The 24,716-nt window shown below is 39.5% G+C and carries 15 protein-coding genes and 1 pseudogene; 6 read left to right on the top strand and 10 right to left on the bottom strand.

Annotated features, from left to right (window positions below; genetic code table 11):
* Nucleotides 1-40: 40 nt before the first annotated feature.
* The 9 genes from CPT03_RS22590 to CPT03_RS22550 form a co-directional block, all read right to left on the bottom strand.
* Entirely contained in the window at nt 41-1,408 is a 1,368-nt protein-coding gene (locus CPT03_RS22590) for an aldehyde dehydrogenase family protein (RefSeq protein WP_245869924.1), read from the bottom strand.
* Nucleotides 1,405-2,118, bottom strand: coding sequence for a gamma-glutamyl-gamma-aminobutyrate hydrolase family protein (locus CPT03_RS22585; protein ID WP_099440927.1), 714 nt, complete (start codon nt 2,116-2,118; stop codon nt 1,405-1,407). The genes CPT03_RS22590 and CPT03_RS22585 overlap by 4 nt, the downstream gene beginning before the upstream one ends.
* A 12-nt stretch (nt 2,119-2,130) precedes the next feature.
* Nucleotides 2,131-3,279 (bottom strand): iron-containing alcohol dehydrogenase, encoded by a 1,149-nt coding sequence (locus CPT03_RS22580; protein WP_099440926.1) that lies wholly within the window; start codon nt 3,277-3,279, stop codon nt 2,131-2,133.
* 32 nt (nt 3,280-3,311) lie between these two features.
* Nucleotides 3,312-4,670, bottom strand: a complete 1,359-nt coding sequence (locus CPT03_RS22575) for a glutamine synthetase family protein (RefSeq protein ID WP_099440925.1) — start codon at nt 4,668-4,670, stop codon at nt 3,312-3,314.
* A complete protein-coding gene (eat, locus tag CPT03_RS22570) occupies nt 4,667-5,983 on the bottom strand; it encodes an ethanolamine permease (protein WP_099440924.1) in 1,317 nt (438 codons plus the stop codon). Before eat ends, CPT03_RS22575 begins: the two co-directional genes overlap by 4 nt.
* 41 nt (nt 5,984-6,024) lie before the next feature.
* On the bottom strand, nt 6,025-7,581 hold the full coding sequence (locus CPT03_RS22565; protein WP_099440923.1) for a SusD/RagB family nutrient-binding outer membrane lipoprotein: 1,557 nt from the start codon (nt 7,579-7,581) through the stop codon (nt 6,025-6,027).
* A gap of 38 nt (nt 7,582-7,619) precedes the next feature.
* Nucleotides 7,620-10,991 carry a SusC/RagA family TonB-linked outer membrane protein gene (locus tag CPT03_RS22560; RefSeq protein WP_099440922.1) on the bottom strand — a complete coding sequence of 1,124 codons (3,372 nt, stop codon included), beginning with the start codon at nt 10,989-10,991 and terminating at the stop codon, nt 7,620-7,622.
* Between the two features lie 189 nt (nt 10,992-11,180).
* The gene (locus CPT03_RS22555; protein WP_099440921.1) at nt 11,181-12,317 is read right to left on the bottom strand and encodes a FecR family protein; all 1,137 of its coding nucleotides are present in this window, start codon (nt 12,315-12,317) and stop codon (nt 11,181-11,183) included.
* A 74-nt stretch (nt 12,318-12,391) separates the two neighbouring features.
* Nucleotides 12,392-12,985, bottom strand: a complete 594-nt coding sequence (locus tag CPT03_RS22550; RefSeq protein WP_099440920.1) for an RNA polymerase sigma factor — start codon at nt 12,983-12,985, stop codon at nt 12,392-12,394.
* Between the two features lie 370 nt (nt 12,986-13,355).
* Between CPT03_RS22550 and CPT03_RS22545 the strand changes: the two genes are divergently transcribed.
* From CPT03_RS22545 to CPT03_RS22525, 5 genes are all read left to right on the top strand, one after another.
* Nucleotides 13,356-13,970: a TetR/AcrR family transcriptional regulator gene (locus tag CPT03_RS22545; protein WP_099440919.1), complete on the top strand. Its 615-nt coding sequence runs from the start codon at nt 13,356-13,358 to the stop codon at nt 13,968-13,970.
* 128 nt (nt 13,971-14,098) lie between these two features.
* Nucleotides 14,099-15,451, top strand: a complete 1,353-nt coding sequence (locus CPT03_RS22540) for a TolC family protein (RefSeq protein WP_099440918.1) — start codon at nt 14,099-14,101, stop codon at nt 15,449-15,451.
* 22 nt (nt 15,452-15,473) lie between these two features.
* A complete protein-coding gene (locus CPT03_RS22535) occupies nt 15,474-16,508 on the top strand; it encodes an efflux RND transporter periplasmic adaptor subunit (RefSeq protein ID WP_172954211.1) in 1,035 nt (344 codons plus the stop codon).
* A 16-nt stretch (nt 16,509-16,524) separates the two neighbouring features.
* On the top strand, nt 16,525-19,575 hold the full coding sequence (locus tag CPT03_RS22530; protein WP_099440917.1) for an efflux RND transporter permease subunit: 3,051 nt from the start codon (nt 16,525-16,527) through the stop codon (nt 19,573-19,575).
* A gap of 107 nt (nt 19,576-19,682) precedes the next feature.
* Entirely contained in the window at nt 19,683-20,354 is a 672-nt protein-coding gene (locus tag CPT03_RS22525; protein WP_099440916.1) for a hypothetical protein, read from the top strand.
* Between the two features lie 40 nt (nt 20,355-20,394).
* Here the strand turns inward: CPT03_RS22525 and CPT03_RS22520 are convergent.
* A pseudogene (locus CPT03_RS22520) lies at nt 20,395-21,767 on the bottom strand (APC family permease).
* 526 nt (nt 21,768-22,293) lie between these two features.
* Between CPT03_RS22520 and CPT03_RS22515 the strand changes: the two are divergent.
* Nucleotides 22,294-24,672: a sodium-translocating pyrophosphatase gene (locus tag CPT03_RS22515; RefSeq protein ID WP_172954210.1), complete on the top strand. Its 2,379-nt coding sequence runs from the start codon at nt 22,294-22,296 to the stop codon at nt 24,670-24,672.
* Nucleotides 24,673-24,716: the final 44 nt, after the last annotated feature.

The raw sequence follows: 24,716 nt of genomic DNA, 5'->3' as shown, positions 1-24,716 counted from the left end.
TTGGAATATGCCAAAATCGCTTAATATTATGGCAAAATCCTCAACTTCTCAAATGCCAGGCCTTAGGCTTGGTAAACGCACGCAGCCCCTGATGTGATAAGGTAGCTCCGATACCTGAATGTTTTCTGCCACTCCATGGCACACCCGCACTTACCCTATCGCAGCAATTCCAATATCCTGTACCGGAATCAATTTGCGAAAGAATACGTTCAGCTCTGTTCCTGTTATCAGAATAAACCGACGCGGTAAGCCCGTAGCTGGTATCCTTCATTTTCTCTAATGCTTCCTGATCATCTGCTACTTTCATAATTCCAATGATGGGGCCAAAACTTTCCTCCTGCATCACTTTCATATCGTTGGTTACATTGGTTAAAACTGTAGGTTCAAAATAATATCCTTTACCGTCTTTTTGTTTGCCACCTTGCAATAAAGCAGCGCCCTTTGCCAAAGCGTCTTCAACCTGATGCTTCAGTAAGCCTATTTGCTCTTTTCTGGTTAAGGCACCAATATACACCTCATCTTCTGTAGGCAGTCCCGATTTCCAGGAGTTCACTTCTTTTACAAAGGCAGCTACGTAAGCATCGTATACATTTTGATGTACGTAAATACGTTCTACGGCACAGCAGCTTTGCCCATTGTTATAGAAAGCACCATCGGCTGTGCCGGCAGCTACTGCTTTAATATCTTTTACATCATCTGCTACATACAACGGATCTTTGCCGCCAAGCTCCAGCTGGCAAGGAACCATTTTTTTGGCTACTCTTTCGTAAATGTGTTTCCCTGTTTTATAGGATCCGGTAAAGAAATATCCGTCGAAATCCATATCCAGCAAATGTTCTCCTGTTTGTTTAGCACCAATGGCTATTTGAAATACGTTTTCGGGCACACCTGCTTTTTTAAGCAAACGCTCAATTTCCAATCCGGTTAAGGATGCATATTCCGAAGGTTTATACATTACGGCATTTCCGGCAAGTAAAGCAGGTACAAATACGTTTACTCCTACCAGGTAAGGATAGTTCCATGCCGATATGTTACAAATTACACCAAGCGGATCGTAAGAGATTTTCTCCTTCAGCTCATCAGTATCAGTCACCAGTTCATCTGAAAGGTATTTCTCAGCATTGTTCAGCATCCATTGAATCCTTACCCTTGCGCCGTTAAGCTCATTGCGTGACTGCTGCAACGGCTTGCCAACCTCGGAAGTAAGTATTGCTGCAAGCTTCTCCTTTTCAAGATCGAGCAGGTCGTAAAATTTATGAACAACCGAAATACGTTCTGATAAGGGTTGCTGCGCCCAATGTTGCTGACCGGCTTTAAGCAATGCGTATTTCTTATCTAACGATGGTCTGTCGTTTTCTATTAATATGGTAATAATTTCTTCGGTAGCCGGATTTACAACATTCATCATTTATGATTTTTTACTGCTTCAATAAATTGTTCTTTAACTTTTTGAGAGAGTGGATTTGATTCTTTCTCCTTCATTCTTTCGGGATGCCATTGCACACCTATCATAAAAGCTTTATCGGTTTTATCTTTAAATTCTAGGGCCTCGATAATGCCATCGTCAGTAGCCGAATAGGCGCTAACCATTAAATTATCGCCCAGGTAAGCTGGATTAATTCCCTGATGATGGGCACTGTTTACCCATCCTTGTTCTACGCCAGTTACACTATAAAGCAGGCTGTCTTTTATAACATCTACACCGTGGACTTTGTCTTCAGTCCCTTTTTTATGGATCTGGTTTGTCGGCTCGCCATTGTCTTCAAATACTTTGCCCCCTTCCAGGATGTTAACATACTGCATCCCACGGCAAATTCCCAGAAGAGGTACCTGATGGGCTTGTGAATAGCTATAAATCTGTGATTCAAACTGATCTCTTTCAGGTAAAAATACATCCGGTTTATGTGGATAATCCTCTGCACCGCCATACAATTCAGGTACAACATCTATACCTCCGGTTAGTACAAAGCCATCGCATTGCTGAAAATCATCGGTATTGCCCTTTTCGAAGGAAAGCTCAATAAGCTCAATTTCATCACCCAGCTCTTGTGGAGTAAACCAATTCCAATAGTTCTGGAAATTAGTCTCGGTATAGCTTATCCCAATCTTTTTTTTCATGTACGCTATTATTTAAAGTGCCTTTAAATACAATTGTTTAAAATCTTCGCGACTAACAGGCTTAGGATTATTTGGGTGGGCAAAATCGGCAACTGCCAGATCAGCAAGCGTTTCAATATGCTCCGGTTTTACACCAATATCTCTTAAATGGTGCGGGATATTTACTCTTGTATTCAAATCAAAAAGGTACTTTACTACAGCTTCGCCTGTTTCCTCTTTTAACTCAAGGGTTCTTGCTATTCTGCGAAATTTATCTTCAAAACCGGCAATATTAAATTCCATGCCATAAGGGATATTTACTGCATTGGCAAGGCCGTGATGTGTATCAAGCAACGACGAAAGCGGATGGGCAAGGGAGTGCACCACACCCAATCCTTTTTGAAAGGCAATAGCACCCATCATAGAGGCCATTAGCATTTTACTTCTGCTTTCAATATCCGGATTATTTGTAGCCTTTTCCAGCGAATCTTTGATCAACGAAATACCCTCAAGGGCTATCCCATCGCATAGGGGATGCGGATTTTTTGCAAGGAATGCTTCCATATTATGGGTAAGTGCATCCATGCCTGTTGCTGCGGTAATAAATGGTGGTAAATCCATAGTAAGCACCGGATCTGCAAATACGATTTGTGCCATCAGTTTTGGAGAGAACAGGATCTTTTTTTGATGTGTTTCATCATCAGCAATGATAGCACTTCTGCCTACTTCGCTGCCTGTTCCGGAAGTAGTTGGGATAGTAATAAAATGAGGTACATCATTGGTTACATATACATCACCACCAATCAGATCATCGTATTTAAACAGGTCTTCACGGTGATTTACCCTCAATACAATTGCCCTGGCCACATCAAGTGCTGCACCACCACCAATACCTATAATGCTGTCTCTAGAGGTATTGTCCCATACATCGCCACCTTTGTAAACATCGCTTTTTACAGGGTTTTTGTGGATATCACTAAATACTTCGACGGAAATGTTATGAGCCTGAAGGTCGGCAACAATAGCTTTAAAAAAAGGCAGCGAAGCTATAGTTGGATCGGTAACAATCATTGGCCGTTTTAATCCGTTCTTTTGCAGATAGGCTGGCAATTCTTTAATCGCCCCTGCCCCGAAACGGATTGTAGTAGGAAAATTATACTGATATACTTTATCGAATGTCATATGATGTGATTGATATTAATTAATGCAAGGGATTAGATAATTTCAAAATAGCGCTTAAGTTCCCAATCTGTTACTACTTTGGCATATTGCTTCCATTCCCACTCTCTTGTTAACGTAAAATGTTCTACAAAATGATCGCCAAATAACTCTTTTGCTACCGCCGACTGCTTCATTTTTTGGGTAGCTTCATAAAGATTCGCCGGCAATATTCCATTAGAAAGATCGCGGTAACCATTTCCCTCTGTAGCTTCCTTTTCAAGTTTCATTTTATTTTTAACTCCATATAGCCCCGCAGCAAGACAGGCAGATAAAGCCAGATACGGGTTAGTATCAGAACCTACAACTCTGGTTTCTAAACGGGTGGCTTTTGAATTGCATGGCAATGCCCTTAAGGCAACCGTTCTGTTATCAATACCCCAGGTTAAGGTAGTTGGCGCCCAGGCCCCTTCAACCAAACGCTTATAACTGTTTATAGTTGGCGCCACCATTGGCAATATTTGCGGCAAACAATGTAATTGCCCGGCGATATAGCTTTTCATCAGATCACTCATTTTATGAGGATCTTTTTCGTTATAAAATAAATTCTGCTTAGAATCCTTATCCCATAAACTCTGGTGTACATGTCCGCTGCAGCCCGGCAGATTCTCGGTGATCTTGGCCATAAAAGTAGCCAACACACCATGTTTATAAGCTATTTCCTTTACCGCAGTTTTAAATAGTACAGCCTGATCTGCAGCCTGCAAAACAGGGGCGTATTTAATTGCTGCTTCATAAACTCCCGGCCCGGTTTCGGTATGCAGCCCCTCTATTGGCACTCCGAATTTGCTGAGCAGATCAAAAAGATCTGTCATGTATTCATTTTTTAAGGTACTGCGTAAAATGGAATAACCGAACATCCCAGGAGTTAAGGGTGTAAGGTTTTGATATCCTTTTTGATGGGCTGTTTCTGGCGTTTCCGCAAAATTAAACCACTCAAATTCCTGTGAAAAATAGGGCGAAAAGCCACTCTCTGTGGTATCGGCTAATACCTTACGCAGCAATTGCCGGGGGCAGGTATATCCGGGTTTTTCATTATCGTCAACAAAATCGCCCAGAAAAAAGGGAATATCGTTTTCCCATGGTATTTTACGAAAAGTGCTCAGATCAAGCTTTACCGAAGCATCCGGATATCCGGTATGCCAGCCTGTAAATTTCACATTGTCGTATGCTACATCTCCCATATCCCAGCCAAAAGTAACATCGCAAAATCCTAATCTTCCTTCGGCAACTGAAACAAACTTTTCGGCCGAGATGTACTTGCCTCTTAAAACGCCATCAATATCTGTAACTGCTAGCTTTACTTTTCCTGACGGGTGCTGTTTTACATATGCTAATATTTCTTGTGTTGTCATGCATGAGATGGTTTAAAAATTCTGTACAGCAAAAAGGTTACGATCAATATAGAGAAATAAATAAGTCCAAGTTTAAAATTGAAAATGAACATTGCAATAATAGATACTGTTGCAATAATGAGTGAGATGATTGGAAATACCGGGTAAAATGGAGCCCGAAAAGGCCTTGGCAGATCAGGTTCCTGTTTCCTTAGAATAACTATGGAGATCATGGAAATGATATACAATGTAAGTGCCCCAAAAACGGAAACTATAATGATCTCGGATGTTTTGCCGGAAAGCAAAGCCAGAATACCGATAACCATATTTCCTATTAATGCATTTGCAGGTGTATGGAAACGTGGTGATATTTTACCCAGAAACGAAGGGATGTTGTGTACCCTGCCCATTTCGTATGTTGACCTGCCTGCCGCAAGTATAAGGCCATGAAAAGAAGCTACCAATCCGAATAAACCTACTGTAATAAGCAAGTGGTACATAAGGTGATTGCTGCCTGTTATTTTTGCAAGGGCCAAAGGAAGCGGAGAATCTGATGTTTCTCCGCTTATTCCATTTTTATAAACTATTGCTTCCCAGCCAGCAATACCTGTGGCGGCAACAAATATTAATATGCACAATATTGCCAGCGTAAAGATGGCCCATCCAAAACCTTTGCTGATGTCTTTTTGCGGGTTCTTGGTTTCTTCGGCCACATTGGCAATTCCTTCAATACCTAAAAAGAACCATATGGCAAAAGGAATAGCTGCAAAAACACCTCCCCATCCATTGGGCATTGCATTGTGGGTAAGGTTTGCAACCTCGAACTTTGGTAATGCAATGCCTGAAAACAAAAGCAATTCTCCAACTGCCAGCACCGTAATGATCACTTCAAAAGACGCCGCAGCTTTTACACCATATACATTAAGCCCGGTAAACACGAAGTAAATAGCAATAGCACTTGTTAGTATGGGCACCTGCGGAAAAAATGCATTGAAATAAGCACCAATTGCAAATGCAATAGCCGGCGGTGCAAGTATAAACTCAACAATTTGGGCAATACCGGCTATAAAGCCGATATTTTTGCCCATTGCTTTATTTGCATAATCAAATACTCCACCTGCCTTTGGTATAGCACATGCAAGCTCCGCGTAGCTAAATGTGAAAGTAACATACATTACCATTATAGCGATGGTAGCTATTGCCATACCTGCTGTGCCCCCTTTTTCGAGGCCGAGGTTCCATCCAAAATACATACCTGAAATGACATACCCTACTCCAAGCCCCCAGAGCATAAACGGGGTGAGTGTTTTTTTTAAACCTTTGTTTTCTGCCATTTGATGATTTCGGTTACATGATTATAAATATAAGATAATTACTACTTTAACAACCACATTTGCTGATTTGTATTATCATTACCTCCGTATTGAGATTGAACAGCTGCATCAAGGTTGTCTGAATTATAACTCAACTCATTAGATGGATATAACCAGCGTAACGGAAAGTTTGTAGATGGTGTATTTAAATTTGTTGTACTGTTTAAAGTAAATACAGGATATCCGGTTCTCCGGTTTTCGAACCAAGATTGATATTTACCTCCCTGTAAGAAATTGGCCAGATATTTTTGCGTGATGATCTGCTTAATCTGCTCCTCAGTTGACCCTGCAAGCGCAACTCCTGGCTTAGCCGGGAAGGCAAGTATATAAGCTGCATCCATTTTCATGTTGTGGTGATAATCGGCCAGATCAGGTGTATTTATTGCAACTGCGTTCATAGAATTTGTAATACCATCAGCGTAATAAACCTGTGCTGCTGTTCCTGTAATCCATCCGCGTACAGCAGCCTCTGCAAGCGCAAATTGCATATCCCAGCAACTAAATACACTAACCGGCTCAGCATTTACCAGCTGCACATAACGATTATTAAGGTCGGCATAATCTTTACCTACTCTTCTTGTTTGCAAGGCTGAAAAGGCATCAGAAGGTTCTACACCCGGATAAGCGTTATAATCAGACTGCGACACCCCTGCAGTAATTTTAACCGGCGAAGGCTTAGCATAGTAAAACAACCTCCTGTCGTCGGTAGCTTTTAAAGGTGCTAGCAAAGTGTTTGTGAGCATGGTATAGTTCGATTTCACAAATGAGTTACCAGAACCAGCCGGCACATCAGACCATGGGTAATTCTGACCAGCAGTATTGTTATAAACAAGTGCAAAATTATCTCTGTAATCGCGCATCAGCGGACGGTTTGCAACAATATCTTTGAAACGGTCAATAACCTTAAGATCTGCATCTGCTGTTTTTTTATAAAGATTAATTAGCACATGCAGCTCAAAACTATTGGTAAGCCTTCTCCACTTGTCGACGTTACCGGCATAGATAGGGTCACCTTCAAAGTTTGCACCTGTTGCAAACAACTGGTTTGCCTGATCAAGCTCATTCAGAATTCCCATAAAAACTGCTTTTTGAGTATCATATTTAGGCTGCAGTACATTAGTTTCTCCTTTTACGGCTTCTGCATAGGGGATATCTCCTACCTGCATTGTAGCCATAAAGAATTGCCATGCACGGATAAAATGTCCTAATCCCTGATATGATTTTTTAAGTGCATCGCTTGTAGCATAGTTTTCCATTGATGGAATATTCCGCAATAATGTAATGCGATCAAAATCGGTACGTCCGAGTCTGTTGTATTGAAAGCCTTCTTGCCCCTCGCCCCAGGTTAGGTATTTGCCCAATAAAAAGGGCTGCATAAATCCTTTTGTAGAGCTGATGTCGCCACGGGTAATGTTTAGAATCATGCCTGTTGCCAGCATGGCCGAATTTACCTGGGTTGTTTCATTTGGATTGGTATTGATGTCTTCAAACTTTTTACAACCGTTTGTTAGCATTGCCAGTAAAGGCAAAATCAACATATATTTTATAATTCTTTTCATCTTGATTTAAGTTATTTATAAACGTAAAAGCTGCCTTACTAGAATCCTACCTTAAGATTGAAACCAATCATTCGTGATGAAGGAGAGTTCAGGTTCTCATCATCCAAGTCAGGGTCTGAAAATTTAAAGTCGGTTAACAGCAGTAAATTCTGACCTGTAACTGAAAATGATGCGCTCCGGGCACCGATTTTATTAGCCAGCTTTGCAGGGAAATTATACCCGAGTGAAACTTCACGAAGTTTGATGAAGGTTTCTTTTTGAATACCCATATCACCCCCTCTAAAAGATTGTGCAAAATCCTGATAACCTACTTGTACGTCGTTTGCTGCGTATTGTCTAGTATCGCTGGTAATGTTTCCATATTTGTCAAACTGCACTTCTCCAGACACGACTTTAACACCTTTACCTACATAGTTATTCAAACCGTTTACTACCTGGTCATAACGATATTGGTTGTCGGAATCAGGGTTAGTGCCCGTATCCCACATTTTATCATATAGGTAGTTATACATTAGTCCGCCAATACGTCCGTCTACATTTACCCCCAGATTCCAGTTTTTGTATCTGAAATTGTTAATAAAGCCTATGCTAAAGTCTGGTTCTCCATAACCGTATTTTTTATCATAATCACTTTCAACAGGAAATCCGTTATTAAAGATTACGTTTCCGCTTGGGTCCCTTAACCAGTAAGAACTAAGGTAGGTATCCAGTCTTTGGCCCTTTTTAACCCATGGATTATCGGCCGATAAAACAGGATCCAGATCAACATAATAGCGATGTTGATTAGACCAGTTTACCGTACTTTTCCACTCAAAATCTTCATTTCTTATTACAGAACCATCTACAGAGATTTCAAGACCTCTTCTGGCATATGTTTCTGCAGTGTTTACCAATATAGTTGAAAAGCCTGATGAACCCGGAATTGGAGTATTTACCTGCCTGTTGTAATAATACTTATCATAATAAGCCACATCGAAATGTAATCGTTTGCCTAACAAGTAACCCGCTGCACCAATTTCCCAGGTCCGTTGTGTACTTGGTAATAAACTCTCACCGATCAACTTTGAGGGATAACTGGCAGAGTTTAGTGTATTCCATGCAGAAGTGGTAGTAGAAAATGTTTTATTAATAGCAAAGGGATCAAAAGCATTTTTAAAGAGCGTCCATGATCCACGCACCTTAAACATATCAACAACAGCAGGCATTTTTACCAGCTCTGATACAACCACACTTGACCCTAAAGATGGATAAAAGTAAGATCTTGATGATTCTGGCTGAGCTGAATTCCAGTCGTTCCTGCCCGTAGCATCAAAGAAAATTGCATCGTTCCAGCTTACAGATGCCCGGCCGTAAAGACTGTTAATTTGCTGAGACCAATTTCTTCCAGGGGTAATTGTTACCGGCTCAACTGAACCTTTCAGAGAAAAATACCTAGGAGAAATTAATCCATTTTTAGTGGTAGCGGTAAAGCCATCATCTTTAAAATAATAAAGTGTACCACCGGCTAACCCCTCAAATGCCCATTTGCTAACTTTCTTATTAAAAGTAAGGATCAAATCGTTATTGGTAGAGAAACCTCTTGAATCACTTGTTTCATACATTCCTCTTGCATTCCATCCGCCACGTGTAGAGAAAATATTAGCTGTAGGGTTTTGTTTGGTATTTGTATTATTATAGTTATCATAACCTGACCGCAGCATCAGGTTAAAATCATTGTTGAACTTATAATTGGCAGTGACATTTGCATTTACTTTATTTTTGACCTCACCGTTAAGCTTTTCGTAAGCAATTAAGTATGGGTTATCATACCAATTGGTATACATCCAGTTCTGTGTTTTGTTAGGAACTACCCAGTAGTCTTTATAATCACGAATATCGTACTCTGTACCCGTCCACATGATAAGCTGGTATAAATACCCCTGATTTCCATATCCGCTACCCCACATTTGAGGCGTAGAACCACGACTAACACCAAAACGTCCCTCTACCCTAAAATGATCATTAACTATGATCTCACCACCAGAAGTAAGGTTCAGGAGATTAAGTTTCTGATTTGGAAACTGGCCTTTCTGGAAAATATGGTTTACCCCAATCCTGAAACTTCCATTCTCATTACTCTGTGCCAAAGAAATGTTATTACTGGCTATAATACCGGTATTCATAAAATTCTTCAGGTTATCCTTTCCTACCGATACTAAGGGGCGTCCATCTTCAAATTGTTTGGTTTCCGGGTTCCAATCTCTGGCTGTATTTCCTGCATCCAGTTTTGGACCCCAAACATAATCGTTATCAATTTCACCATTTTGACCACGACCGTATGAACTTTGTACTTTCGGAATTGCCAGATAACCCAATTGAAACATAGTATTACTATTTACATCAATTGAGAACCCCTTGCCTGCTGCTCCTTTTTTAGTAGTGATCATCAAAACACCACCTTTAGCACGTGAGCCATATAAAGCAGAAGCAGTCGATCCCTTTAACACATCCATGCTTTCGATGTCATCGGTAGGCACATCACGTAAAGTCATGTTTGCATAAGGGACTCCATCAATAATTAACAATGCATCTTCACCTCTCAACTCTACTGTAGGTCTTGCGTTAAATTCCGTAGAATTCTTAATTACCAAACCTGAAACCCGACCGGTTAAGGAAGTACCCAAGTCAACTCCTTTTACAGTTTGCAGTTCTTTTCCCCCAACTCTTTGCACAGCATAACCTAAAGCCTTTTCCTGTCTTTTAACCCCAAGGGCAGTTACAATCACTTCAGAAAGGCCCTGTAATTCGGCTTCAAGTACAATATTTATACTGGTAACACCTGCCTTTACCAATACCTCTTTGGGTTGATAGCCCAGATATTTTACCACCAATACATCTCCGTCCTTCGCATCTATTGAAAATTCACCAGATATGTTTGCCGAAGTACCTTTAGAAGTGCCCTTAATCATAACAGTAGCACCTGATAACGGATTTCCATCGGTATCTGAAATTTTCCCCTTAATGTTTATTTGCGCCTCGGCAGTAACAATAACCGGTGCTGTTGAAATGGAATTTCTCTTAATTACAATGGTTTTGTTTATGATTTTATATGAAAACGGCCTGTTTTTAAATATCTGGTCCAGCGCTGTTTCCACACTTACATTCTTCAGCTCGATGCTGATTCTGCCTTCCTGTTTTATTAGTTTATTGTTATAAAAGAAGGTATAGCCACTTTGCTCTTTTATACTTTCGAACACATTATTTAGCGTAGTGTTTCTTTCGGAAAGTGTAATACTTTGCGAAAATCCCGTTGCGGAGACTTGAAGGCAACCTATGAAGATTAATAGTACAATTAGTTTCATTGCCAATAAATTCCTGGATGAGAATAACCACCTGAAAACAGGTGCTTTCCTACATTGATTTAAATTCATACTTTTGAATGTTTGGTTAATTCATTAATTATTTAACAAGGTATTTTTTGAGATCGACCGGAACTTTGTTCCATTTCTAACTTAAGAAGTGGATCTATCCGGATCCTGTTGCAACCAGGGTCCGGTATTTTCTTCTCAGTTATACGGGTTAGGTATTTATTTTTCCATACAATACTGGTTTTAAGTTGTTTATTTAGTTACAATTAGTTTTTTTCCTTCAATTTTAAAGTGGACACCTCCAAATTCTAATATCTTAAGCACTTCGGATAATTTTACGCTGCGTGGAATATCACCCATAAACTCATCATCATTATGGCTTAATTGATAGACTACATCCACATCATACCAGCGCGATAACTGGCGTAATACAGATTGCAAATCATCGCCCTCAAAATGGAAGTAACCCTTCTGCCAGGCCATTACCTGATCAATATTCGCTTTGCCTATTTTAAGGTTCCTTGTCTGATATTCAACACTAGCCTGCTCTCCTGGCTTAAGGAAACGAGAAGTCCCCTTATTGCCCCCACTAAGCAGCGAAACCTTTACGGAACCCTCGAGCAGGGTTGTTTTAACACTTGTTTCATCATCGTAAGAATTGATGTTAAAATGAGTTCCAAAAACTTCAACTTCCTGCTTATCCGTTACCACAATAAAAGGAAGTTTCTTATTCTTAAAAACTTCAAAATAAGCCTCTCCTTTTAACTCTACTTTACGGTTGCTTGCATTAGCAAAACTTGTTGGGAATTTTATAGATGATGCTGCATTTAACCAGACCTGGGTACCATCTGGTAAATTTACCTGATATTGCCCCCCTCTGGGTGTGGTAATGGTATTATATGCTATTTCTTTTTTTCCGCTTTCAACTACGGTATACACCAATTGCCCGCTGGTGTTTTTTGTAATGGCTACTCCGGCCTGCTTTGCAATCTGTCCATTGTCGGCATCTGTTAACGAAATTTCGGTACCATCGGCCAAAGTAAGCGTTGCCTTATCTCCACCGGGTTCTGCATCATGTTTTGCATAAACAGACTGTTTATTACCGTCAATTATATTGTGATTGAAATATGAATACAGCCCTACAGATAATACAACCAATACCACAGCAGCAGCCGTTAGTTTATACCACAACCGCTTCGTTTTAGTTTGCCTGTCATAATCCTCCTGATCACTTTCAGAAATATCCCCCTTTTTACTCATCGCTGCCAAAAGGTGGTCGTCCAGTTTACCTTCTTTGGTTAATTGCACAAATAATTCCAGCTCATCATCAGTGAGCTGTTTATTAATATACCGGTTAACAAGTATTTTGTAAAATTCGTTATCTTCCATAGCAAGGGCCTTTCAAATACTAAGACAATATTTGAAGCGCCGAGGGTAGCTGAAAAAAAAAATTTTTTTTGAACTTATTTTAAGAGCATAACCAAAATCACCCCTAAAGAAATACCTAGGTCCTTTTCGACCGCCGTTCTAAGAATTTTCATAGAAGCAACCATATGGTTTTTTACGGCATTTCGGGAAATGCCAAGTGCCGTTGCCACTTCATCATAACTTTTACCCTGCTCTCTGCACAGTTTAAAAATTTCTCTACTGCGTGGCGACAGTTGTGCTAAGGCATTATGCAGATAATCGTAATACTCTTTACTCAAAAGTTCATCTTCTGTACAATTTCGCTCTTCAACAAAGCTGTTTACTACCTCCGACATAGCAACTTCAGAACGAAAGGCTTTTTTAAGACTATTTAAAGTATGGTTACGGGCAACTATATATAGGTAAGCTTTTAATGATTGAACATCTGCCAGCTTTGACCTGCATTGCCAGATTTTTATGAATATTTCCTGAGTAAGATCTTCCGAAAGGTCGGCAGAATGAACAAACTTTTTAACAAAACCCAAAATCCCGGCACTATACCTCTCATAGAATTCTGCAAAAGCATACTCGTCTCCAAAGACTAATTTAGTCCTGAGTTCCTGATCAGAAAGTAGAGAATATGTGGTCATGGTTTGGCTTGCGAAACTAATTTACCAAAAATAAATTAATGTTACACAAATGTTACCTAATTAAAAAACCTTTATATTTTACTAGAAATAGATTTCCTGTCTGCTAAAACCATCAGATAACATCCTGAGAAGTAATTATTTAAAATTTATTTTCAAATAAAGAAACTTTTTAACAATATCATACGTTATAGTAGTGGTTTGTTTGGTTTAGGTTGATCTGTGGTGGATCAACCATCTTAAAACAGGGATAGCTGCATAAGCTTATCCCTGTTCCTTTTTAAAGCCATACCATTCGGATTCGATAAATTCTATATATTTTTTGTATTTACTGAACAGTGTTTAGTATATTTGCAGCGGTTAGTATTTTACTATGTCAATAAAGGATAGAAAAGAAAGAGACAAGCTAGACAGGCGAAAGTTGATTATTGAATCAGCTACAAAACTCTTTTTGGAACAAGGTTATGAAAAAACCTCTATCCGTAATATAGCCGACGATATTGAATACAGCCCTGCAACTATCTATCTGTATTTTAAAGAGAAAGACGAAATATTTTATGTAATTCATGAACAAGGTTTCGATCTCTTAAATAAAGAATTTGTAAACCATAATCAGATTAAAGATCCATTTGAGCGACTGGCTGAACTTGGAAAAATATACTTGAATTTTGCAGTGACAAATCCAGACTATTATGATCTTATGTTTATAATGAGGGCTCCTTTAACGGAAATTAAATGCCATAGCAAGTGGGAAGCCGGAGACAATAGCTTTCAATATCTTCTTCAAACAGTTACTGAATGCCTGGAGCAAAAACTAATTGTAGCAGGTGATCCTCTAATAGTTTCCATGGCTGTATGGTCCTATGTTCATGGCCTTGTTTCCTTATTTATTAGAGAAAGGCTACAATCAGTAGACATTGAAGCTGAGCAAAACCCTAATCTTCTTATCCAGTCATTAGAATATTTTTTAAAAACACTTAAAGTCTAAAAAAATTTACAGCAACATAAACAGTGTTTAGTAAATAACCGTCGATCATTATTCCCTTCAAAAATTGTAACAAATCAAAAAAAATCAATTCTAATAAACAGTGTTCATTTTATAAACAACGATACATCATGAATAGAAAAACAGCCTTAAAATCGTTACTGCTATTAATCCTGGGGTGTTGGCTTCCCTTCTGGGCTTTCTCTCAAAGCCATCTTCAGGGTTATATAGACGAAGCGCTCAAAAACAATCTGGGAATACAGAAACAGGACTTTGCTTTGCAACGAAGCCTGTATGCCTTAAAAGAAGCAAAAGGATTATTCCTTCCGGATGTAGAACTAAACACCTCTTATCTTACATCCGGAGGTGGGCGTAAAATCGAAATCCCTATTGGGGATCTCCTGAATCCGGTATATAGCACTTTAAATAATTTAACGGGATCAGGTAAGTTTCCGCAGGTTGATAATGTGAGCCAGACTTTCAACCCTAATAATTATTACGATGCCAAAGTTCATACAACCCTGCCTCTATACAATGCAGAGATCATATACAACAGCCGCATTAAAAAAGAGCAGATCACGATGCAGCAGATAGAACTAAGGTTATATAAACGGGAACTTATAAAACAGGTTAAACTTGCTTATTACGGCTATGAACAATCGCTGCAGGCCATAAGGATTTTTGAAAACGGGATTGTATTGGCAAAGGAAAACCTTCGGATAAATCAATCGATGGTTAAAAATGGAAAAGCAATAAGAACTGTAGTGGCCCGTTCAGAAAATGAACTTACCAGTCTCGAAACCCAGCTCGAAGATGCCAGGGCTGAATCCCTGAATGCCGCTGGCTATTTCAATTTTCTGCTCAACAAGCCGCTCAATAGCCCTGTTGAAACCAGTCATAATGAGAATATGATTATTAAGCCCGACTCAGTTTTACATTCAAGTAAAAGAGAGGAACTGGCCGCTCTTGAATCTTTAAACCAGATCAACACCCTCTCTGTAAAATTAACCAGATCTACCCTACTTCCCAAGCTATCTACATTCATAGACTTAGGTGCACAGGGTGATTTTTTAAAAGTTAATAAGGATGCTCCATACTATCTTTTTGGTGTTACACTATCCTGGCAGATATTTAATGGCAACAGAAATAAAAACAAAACTCAGCAGGCACTTCTCGATTTAAAATCTACCGAAATACAAACAGAACAGGCATCACAGCAACTGGAGCTTGAGGTGATTACCGCTCAAAATAAATTGAACGCGGCACTCCAGGCTTTTAAAGCATCAGTTAGTCAGACAGCCCTATCGCTCCAATACTACAAGGATGAGCAGCGCCTTTACAAAGAAGGTCAGGCACTTTACCTTGAATTATTGGATGCACAGACCAGGCTGATAAACGACCAGCTGAAGCAAAGCATTGCATATCTGAATATGCTAACCAGAAATACCGAACTGGAAAGAGCAAAAGCAAGCTATATTCTTTAACCATCATTTAATCTAAAACAAAATGAAACATATAAATTCACTACCATTATTCATATTTCTTGGCCTGGCCATAATTGGCTGTAGTGAGCCAAAACCAGTACAAAAAACCGACGATGCCATTCCGGTAAAACTAATTTCATCTAATGCCCTTACAGAAAATGAACCTGTAGAAACCTCAGGGCTATTATCGTCAGAACAACAGAGTAACCTTTCTTTTAAAACAGGGGGAATCATAAACCGCATTTTTGTTAAGGAAGGTGATCATGTAAATAACGGGCAGGTACTAGCCTCACTAAACATGACTGAAGTAAACGCTCAGTTAAACCAAGCTGAAGAGGGTTTTAACAAGGCAAAAAGAGATGCTCAAAGGACTGCCAATTTGTTTAAGGATAGCGTAAGTACCAGAGAACAGCTGGAAAATACTCAAACTGCTTTGGTAATTGCCAAAAAGAGCCTCGATATCGCTAGGTTTAATGCCACTCAATCAACCATACGCGCAAACACAAGCGGCGTTGTGCTTAAAAAACTTGCAAATGAAGGAGAACAGGTAGCTGGAGGAACCCCAATTCTCTATATAAGCAGTGTCTCAACCAAAGACTGGATAGTAAAATGTGGCATTACTGACAAAGACAGATCAAGGATTAGCGGGAATGAGAAAGTTGACCTGAACTTTGATGTGTTCCCACAAACCATAACGGGTGTAGTAAAATCTCTGGCACAAGGCACTGATGCAGCTTCAGGTTTATACCAGGCCGAAATAAGGCTCAATCCTACTTACGCCAGGTTAATTTCAGGACTTTTTGCCAAAGTAAAAATCTACCCTTTTGGCAAAACAGATCTGCTGTCAGTTCCGGTTGATGCTTTAGTAGAAGGCAAAAATGACAGTGCTTATGTATACACCTCTGTAAACAACAGGGCTGTAAAAAAGGCCGTAAAGGTGGCTTATCTGAAAAATGACAAGGCCTTTATCTCCGCAGGCATAGTGCCCACCGATCAGATAATAAGAGAAGGATCAGCCTATCTTACCAATGGAGCTCCTATTAAAATAATCAGATAATCTAAATTATTTCAAAATGAAATTACCTGAATTTGCAGTAAAAAATTACCAGTTCACGCTGATCGTTTTTGTGGCGGTACTGGCGCTGGGCATATACTCCCTGTTTACCATGCCAAGAAGTGAGGACCCCGAAACCCATCCTCCACAATTTACAGTTGTGGTGGTTTATCCGGGAACTAATCCTAAGGATATGGAACAGCTGGTTGTTGACCCTATGGAAAAAAAGATCCATGAGCTTGACGATATAAAACATATCACTACCGACATAAGTGATGGCCTTGCAGTGATGCAGATCATTTATAAATATAGCTCAAACCCTGACGATAAATATCAGGAAGTAGTAAGAGAAATAAACAGTTTAAGAAGCGAATTACCTGCCGATATTGCGGATATACGCATCAATAAACAGATCCCATCCGACGTTAGCATTTACCAGTTTGCTTTAGTTAGTGAAAACACATCGAATGCCACGCTTAAAAAATATTCAAAGGAACTAAAAGAGCGCCTGGAAAAGATACAGGCTCTAAAAAAAGTAGCTTACGCAGGTGTTCCTGAACATCAGGTAAACATCAGGCTTAACATCCAAAAAATAGCTAATGAAAAGCTTACCCAGAACAACGTTATTGCTGCCTTACAAAGTGAGAATGTAAACATTCCTGGTGGTAACATTAGTATGGGCAACAGAAAATTGAACATTAAAACCAGTGGTAATTTTTCGAGCATAGACGAAGTTAAGAACACGGTAATTTATAGCGCCCAAGGGAAAGTGGTTTACCTGAAAGACGTTGCTGATGTTTCGTTAGGTTATGAAGATGAAACACATATTACCCGCCTAAATGGCTATAGGAGCAGTTTTATAAATGCAAGTTTAAAAGACAAAGAGAACATTATTTCGGTGCAGGAAAAAGTTGAGCAATTGATAACTGCCTTTAAAAAGGATTTGCCTGCCGGCATAGACCTTGTAAAAGTTTTTGATCAGGCCAAGAGTGTTGATGTCCGGCTCTCACATTTTACAAGAGATTTTGGCATCGCCATTCTATTGGTACTTATTACCCTGCTGCCTCTGGGCACAAGAGCATCCGTTGTTGTGATGATCTCGATTCCTTTATCTCTTGCAATTGGCCTTACCCTAATGAATGTACTAGGCTATAACATCAATCAGTTAAGCATTGTTGGGATGATTGTAGCACTCGGTATCCTGGTAGATGACAGCATTGTGGTTGTCGAAAATATAGAGCGGTACCTGCGTATGGGTTATGGTAAAGTAGAGGCTTCCATAAAGGCTACCTCTCAAATCGGCATTGCTGTTATTGGCTGTACTGTACTCCTTATTTTTGCCTTTTTGCCTATCGTTTTTCTGCCCGAAGCAGCCGGAGACTTCATAAGAAGCTTGCCCCTTTCTGTAATCACTACAATATTTGCCTCAATGCTGGTATCACTTACTGTAGTGCCATTTTTAGCAAGTATCATTTTAAAACCACACCAGAGCGAAGAAGGAAATTTTCTGCTCAGGGCAATGAAAAAAGGAATACACGGCACCTATGGAACTGTGCTTAACAAAGCACTTAAGAAACCCGTAATTACGTTACTTATTATTGGTGGAATCTTTGTGGCCTCTCTTGCGTTAGTTCCGGTAATAGGAAGCAGTTTGTTCCCAAAATCTGAAAAACCAATGTTTCTGATAGATATTGAAACACCGGAGGGAACAAATTTAAGTACCACAAATAAGGTGACCAGATATGTGGAATCTGTATTGAAAAAAGTGCCTGAGATCAGTTCATTCTCCACAAATGTTGGCAAAGGGAATCCAAGGATCTATTACAACGTAATACCAAAAAATGAAAGTGAGAATTATGCGCAGATATTTGTTCAGGTAGAAGGGTTAGAAACCAGGGAAAAAGTTGCGGTAATTGAAAAAGTAAGAAAGGAGCTTCATGGATATCCGGGTGCAAACATTAAGGTTAAGGACTTTGAACAAGGCCCACCTGTTGATGCTCCACTTGCCTATCGCATTTATGCCGATGACCTGGATGGCCTTCGTAAAACTGCATTTGATATTGCTTCGCTGATCAGCAAGGTCGATGGCACCATTTACGTAAACAATCCGCTGCTGGTGAAACCTACAGACCTTAAGGTTACAATAAATAAAGAAAAGGCCGCTTTACTGGGGGTAGCTTCTGCAGATATAGACCGTACAGTTCGATTAGGCGCAGCAGGATTAAATGTAGCAACCTACCGCGAAGATTCAGGAAAAGCAGATAACTATAATGTAAACGTTTCTATTCCAAGAAACAATGACCTTCAGGACATTAGTATGTTCGACAGGCTATATGTTCCCTCGGCCTCTGGCATAAATATACCGCTAAAAAATGTTGCAACTATTGGCTTTGAGAGTTCGCCAAACCAGATCAGGCACTACGACAAAGATAGGTATGTAACGATCTCTGCTTTTGTAAAACCGGGATATAATGTACAGCGCATGGATGAGGAAATCACCGAAAAGCTGAACAAGTTTAAATTCCCTAAAGGATTCTCTTTTAAAGTTGCAGGAGAGAAAGAAAGTAAAGAAGAAAGCTTTGGTAATCTTGGTGTTATCCTTATTGTTACCGTTTTCGGTTTTTTAGGCGTCTTGATACTGGAGTTCAAAACCTTTAAAAGTATACTTATTGTATTGTCGGTTATTCCCCTTGGGATAGTTGGAGGGTTAATCATGTTGTTCTTTGCCGGCGAAACACTTTCGTTTACAGCTACAATAGGCTTTATTGCTTTAGTAGGTATAGAGGTTAAAAACTCTTTATTAGTTGTGGATTTTACAAATCAGCTGCGGGCACAGGGAAAGGGTATTGAAGAAGCCATTATTGAAGCGGGAGAAATCAGGTTTGTACCCATACTTCTAACATCGCTAACAGCTATCGGCGGGCTATTGCCCCTGGTTATAGAATATAGTGAGTTGTATTCTCCGCTTGCTTTGGTGCTTATTGGCGGTCTGATTAGTTCCACCCTACTGTCTAGATTGGTAACTCCGGTAATGTATAAACTTTTACCCCCTAAAATTGCTATGGACTAAAATATAATGAATTTTAACTCAAAAAAAAATACCCACTAGTGGGTATTTTTTTTAACTAGCTTTAGGGTTTAATTTGTCATGGATAATTTTCACAAATTAACTTTATTATGAAATTAAAATCTTTATTAGCAGCCTCACTGTTTTTAGTTGCACCTTTTGCAATTAAAGCTCAAACCGTCCAAATTTCAGCATCAGAAGCCGATGCAAAAATTATTGTAGATGGTCAAATCTTAGGTACGGGAAACGCCAAAATCAAAGTTCCCAAAAACTCTTGTGTTAATGTTAAAGTCCAGAAGTCGGGATTTTTGCGGTACGAACAAACCTTCTGTAATAAAAAAGGAATGGCCGAACCACCAAAAAAACAATTCTTTGACATGAAGAAAGATGACGCTGAAGAAGCCTCAATAAAGACCGATCAGGCCAACATTGATTTTTCCATTGAAATCAACAAAAGTCAGGATGTAAGCGAGGTATGGAAACGTGCAAATCAAATCGTAACTGATTACTTTGATGCTATTGAAGTTGCGGATAAGGAAACATCTTACTTACGTACCTCATGGAGTATTCAAAGCTTTCAGCAAAACACCATCAGAACACGATTAATTATTAAGCTATCTAAAAGCGAGCCACTTACTTATAAGGTTAAACTTGTAAGTGAATATTCAGGAGCTCCTTTAACAAGCGTAAAAGCTGATGAGCAGTTCCATGACTGGGATCGTGTATTAAGAAAATATCAAAATGTGATCTCTGATTTCACTACCCGCTTAGGAAATCAGTAAATATAAAGGGCCACATCAAAAATGATGTGGCCCTTTATATTTACTCTGTTTTTTCTACTTTTTTCGTAAAATAATATATCGGTATCCCGATTAGCATGATTAAAACACCCCACCCACAGGTATCTGTTTTGTAAACTAAAAGTGCAATGCTCAGTGCTGATGCTACTATGATGTATAACATAGGTAGCACCGGATAGCCAAAAGCACGGTATGGACGCTCAGCATCCGGCATTTTTCTTCTTAAAATAAATATTCCATAAATGGTAAGGATATAAAATATCAGAACAATAATTACTACAAAATCTAAAAGCGCACCATACCTACCAGTTAAACATAGTGCAGAAGCCCATACTCCCTGTACCCATAAGGCCCAGCCCGGTACATCCGCATTATTTAAAACTGCTGCCTTTTTAAAGAACAGGCCATCTTTTGCCATTGTATAATAAACCCTTGCACCGGCCATAATTAAACCATTGTTACATGCAAACGTTGAGATCATGATCATTACAGCAATAATTATAGTACCTGCCTGCCCAAAAATATACTGTGCCGCAACTACTGCTACCCTGTCTGATTTTGCAGTGGTAATCTGATCAAGCGGCAACACTGCCACATACATCACATTGGCCAGGATATAAATAATACTTACAATTAAAGTCCCTAAAAACAAACTCAGGCCAACATTTCGCTGTGGATTTTTGATCTCACCGGCAATGAAAGTAACACCCGCCCAGGCATCACTTGAAAACAACGATCCTACCATTGCCGCCGCGATCCCGGAAAGTAACAGGCTTCCACTGATAGGGCTCCATGCCATGGCCTCTAAACTAAAAGAGCGTGTTTCCCAGGCATTTGCCCAGTTTGCATTCCAAACTTCAGCTTTTGCAGCCAGCGTAAATCCGAAAACGATTAATCCAAAAAGCGACAGGATCTTTATAATTGTTAATACTGTTTGCAAAATTTTGCTATCCTTAACACCGCGGCTATTTACAAATGTTAGCAGCACAATGGTTACTATAGAAACCAATTGAGCAGCGCTAATGGTATAATGTTCCGGAATTCCCTTATCACTAATTCCGGTTTGAATTTGCCATAGGATGTTATTTTCGCTAAAGGGTTCATACAAGTACGCGGCAAACTTAGAAAAAGCAACCCCAACGGCTGCTATTGTACCAGTTTGTATTACAGCAAACAAGCTCCACCCATATAAAAATGCAATCAGTTTATTATAAGCTTCTTTTAAATAAACGTATTGCCCCCTGCTTTTGGGAACATTGCGCTAAGCTCTCCGTAACTAACCGCTGCTATAATGGTAATTATTGCAGTAACAACCCATATAAGGATAAGCCAACCGGCTGAACCAACTTGTCGGGCTATATCAGCACTTACTATAAATATTCCTGACCCTATCATAGAGCCTACTACAAGCATAGTACCATCTAATAGCCCTAGCTCCCGCTTAAAAGAACCGTCTTGATTTTCTTTATCCATATGGTTTGGTTTGGTTGTTTTTAGCACAAATGCAATACAACATCACTATAGGTTGTATTATACTGTACTGCTAATATATTAAAGTTCTTCACAAGATTAATGTTTCTTCACACATTCTACACACCTCCTTCACACCAAATACACAAACAGGTACCTTTTTGTCAAGGAGGTGTGTAGAATTTGTGAACCATGTGAGGACTTGGTATTATTTAAAAGCTTCTGAGACTGTAATTTTAACCATTGTAAAAAAGGTTAGTAATCAATTCATTAAAAATTTGGTAATTTCAGAAACACGCTTATTTTTGTAAAGCCCGGTCTTGCTTATTAAATGGCTTAAGTGCTCTAAAGTAACGATGCTGCCAGCTACAAACAAATGGCTCTAGCTCTTTTTGCAGGTAAAAAGCCGATAACTAACAACCAAAAATAAACTAAACAAGAGATCAAAAGTATGGAGTTTTTACAGAACAATTTAATCTATTTTATTCCCGCCCTGGGTTTAATTGGCATCATTGTGATGGCTATTAAAAGCGCATGGGTAAACACACAGGATGCAGGGGATAAAAACATGCAGGAACTGGCTGGCTATATTGCCGATGGGGCAATGGCCTTTTTAAAAGCTGAGTGGAAAGTACTAAGCATTTTTGTTGTATTCACGGCAGCTTTGCTTGCTTACTCAGGAACAGTACATGAAGTTAATGGCGTAGAATTACACTCTAGCTGGATCATATCTATTGCTTTTATTATTGGCGCAGTATTTTCGGCAACTGCCGGATACATTGGTATGAAAGCTGCAACTAAAGCTAACGTACGTACAACCCAGGCTGCAAGAACAAGCTTAAAACAAGCTTTAAAGGTTTCTTTTAGCGGTGGTACTGTTATGGGCTTAGGTGTTGCTGGTTTAGCAATTTTAGGTTTAGGGGGTTTATTTATTGTTTTCCTGAATATTTTTAACGTAGTTGAGCCAAACAGTGTTGAGATGAAAACGGCCATAGAAGTATTAACCGGATTTTCATTAGGAGCAGAATCAATAGCTCTTTTTGCACGCGTTGGAGGTGGTATTTATACCAAAGCTGCAGATGTTGGGGCCGACTTAGTTGGTAAAGTTGAAGCAGGGATACCTGAAGATGACGTACGTAATCCTGCAACTATTGCAGATAATGTTGGCGACAATGTTGGTGACGTAGCTGGTATGGGTGCAGACTTATTTGGTTCGTATGTGGCAACAATTCTTGCTACAATGGTATTGGGACAAGAAATCGTTGTTGAAAAGATAAACGGTATTGCGGCCGATAATCTGAATGGATTTTCTCCTGTTTTGTTACCGATGGTAATATGTGGCCTTGGTATTATATTTTCTATTATCGGAACCTGGTTTGTGCGTATTAAAGGCGAAGACTCGAACGTACAAACTGCTTTGAACCTTGGCAACTGGGGCTCTATTGTGATAACAGCAGTAGCCTCTTATTTTGTGGTAATGGGCATGCTACCAGAGCACTTGCATTTACGTGGAGTAAATTTCACTAGTTTAGATGTATTTTATTCAATTATAGTTGGTTTGGTAGTTGGCACCTTAATGAGTATCATCACTGAATATTATACTGCAATGGGCAAAGGCCCGGTTAATTCAATTATCCAGCAATCTGGTACCGGCCATGCTACAAATATTATAGGTGGGTTGTCAGTAGGTATGAAATCTACAGTTGTTCCTATCCTGGTTTTAGCAGGAGGTATCATTTTCTCTTATGCGTTTGCAGGTTTATATGGAGTGGCAATTGCAGCAGCTGGTATGATGGCGACTACGGCAATGCAATTAGCAATTGATGCTTTTGGCCCAATTGCCGATAATGCAGGCGGTATTGCAGAAATGAGTCAACTACCTCCTGAAGTACGGGAGCGTACTGATAATCTGGATGCTGTTGGTAACACTACTGCAGCTACAGGTAAAGGATTTGCAATTGCTTCGGCAGCTTTAACTTCTCTGGCTTTGTTTGCTGCCTTTGTTGGTGTAGCAGGCATCTCTGCTATAGACATTTATAAAGCACCGGTTCTGGCTGGTTTATTTGTAGGCGCTATGATTCCGTTTATCTTTTCTGCTTTATGTATTGCAGCTGTTGGTAAAGCAGCAATGGATATGGTGCAGGAAGTTCGTCGTCAGTTCCGCGAAATTCCGGGAATTATGGAATATAAAGCAAAGCCTGAATACGAAAAATGCGTTGCTATTTCTACCAAAGCCTCTATTCGCGAAATGCTGCTTCCGGGAGCCATTGCTCTATTGGTGCCTATTCTTGTTGGTTTTGGTTTTAAAGGCGTTTTCCCATCAGTAAGTTCTGCAGAAATATTAGGAGGTTTATTGGCAGGTGTTACTGTATCAGGAGTGTTGATGGGAATTTTCCAGAGCAATGCAGGTGGTGCGTGGGATAATGCTAAAAAATCTTTTGAAAAGGGGGTTGAGATTAATGGCGAGATGCATTTCAAAAAATCTGAACCACATAAAGCATCTGTTACTGGTGATACCGTTGGTGATCCTTTTAAAGATACTTCGGGCCCGTCTATGAACATTCTCATTAAACTGATGTCTATTGTTTCGTTGGTTATTGCGCCATACATTGCTGTAGCACCAAACGATAATACGGCTTCAAAAACAGAAAACATGAATTCAATTCATGTTTCTTCTAAATTATCTGCAATAAAAGTAGAAACGGCAAAATCTTTAGCTGAACAAACACCTAAAAATATTGAATTAGCTAAAATCGAAACAGACAACACGCTAAAAACAGAGAAAAAAGAGCTTAGAAGTTCAACGAATGCTTCCAAAGCTCAACCTTAAACATGATTAGTATTAAAATAAAAGGGATTTCGAAAAAGAATCCC

This window comes from Pedobacter ginsengisoli, assembly GCF_002736205.1.
Lineage (GTDB): Bacteria > Bacteroidota > Bacteroidia > Sphingobacteriales > Sphingobacteriaceae > Pedobacter > Pedobacter ginsengisoli_A.
This window is presented reverse-complemented; position numbering and strand designations above follow the sequence as displayed.

Coding starts and splice junctions, on each gene's coding strand:
- CPT03_RS22530 (WP_099440917.1), top strand. CDS start 16,525: ATGAAATTACCTGAATTTGCAGTAAAAAATTACCAGTTCACGCTGATC.
- CPT03_RS22590 (WP_245869924.1), bottom strand. CDS start 1,408: ATGATGAATGTTGTAAATCCGGCTACCGAAGAAATTATTACCATATTA.
- CPT03_RS22575 (WP_099440925.1), bottom strand. CDS start 4,670: ATGACAACACAAGAAATATTAGCATATGTAAAACAGCACCCGTCAGGA.
- CPT03_RS22535 (WP_172954211.1), top strand. CDS start 15,474: ATGAAACATATAAATTCACTACCATTATTCATATTTCTTGGCCTGGCC.
- CPT03_RS22585 (WP_099440927.1), bottom strand. CDS start 2,118: ATGAAAAAAAAGATTGGGATAAGCTATACCGAGACTAATTTCCAGAAC.
- eat (WP_099440924.1), bottom strand. CDS start 5,983: ATGGCAGAAAACAAAGGTTTAAAAAAAACACTCACCCCGTTTATGCTC.
- CPT03_RS22545 (WP_099440919.1), top strand. CDS start 13,356: ATGTCAATAAAGGATAGAAAAGAAAGAGACAAGCTAGACAGGCGAAAG.
- CPT03_RS22560 (WP_099440922.1), bottom strand. CDS start 10,991: ATGAATTTAAATCAATGTAGGAAAGCACCTGTTTTCAGGTGGTTATTC.
- CPT03_RS22565 (WP_099440923.1), bottom strand. CDS start 7,581: ATGAAAAGAATTATAAAATATATGTTGATTTTGCCTTTACTGGCAATG.
- CPT03_RS22540 (WP_099440918.1), top strand. CDS start 14,099: ATGAATAGAAAAACAGCCTTAAAATCGTTACTGCTATTAATCCTGGGG.
- CPT03_RS22555 (WP_099440921.1), bottom strand. CDS start 12,317: ATGGAAGATAACGAATTTTACAAAATACTTGTTAACCGGTATATTAAT.
- CPT03_RS22580 (WP_099440926.1), bottom strand. CDS start 3,279: ATGACATTCGATAAAGTATATCAGTATAATTTTCCTACTACAATCCGT.
- CPT03_RS22525 (WP_099440916.1), top strand. CDS start 19,683: ATGAAATTAAAATCTTTATTAGCAGCCTCACTGTTTTTAGTTGCACCT.
- CPT03_RS22550 (WP_099440920.1), bottom strand. CDS start 12,985: ATGACCACATATTCTCTACTTTCTGATCAGGAACTCAGGACTAAATTA.
- CPT03_RS22515 (WP_172954210.1), top strand. CDS start 22,294: ATGGAGTTTTTACAGAACAATTTAATCTATTTTATTCCCGCCCTGGGT.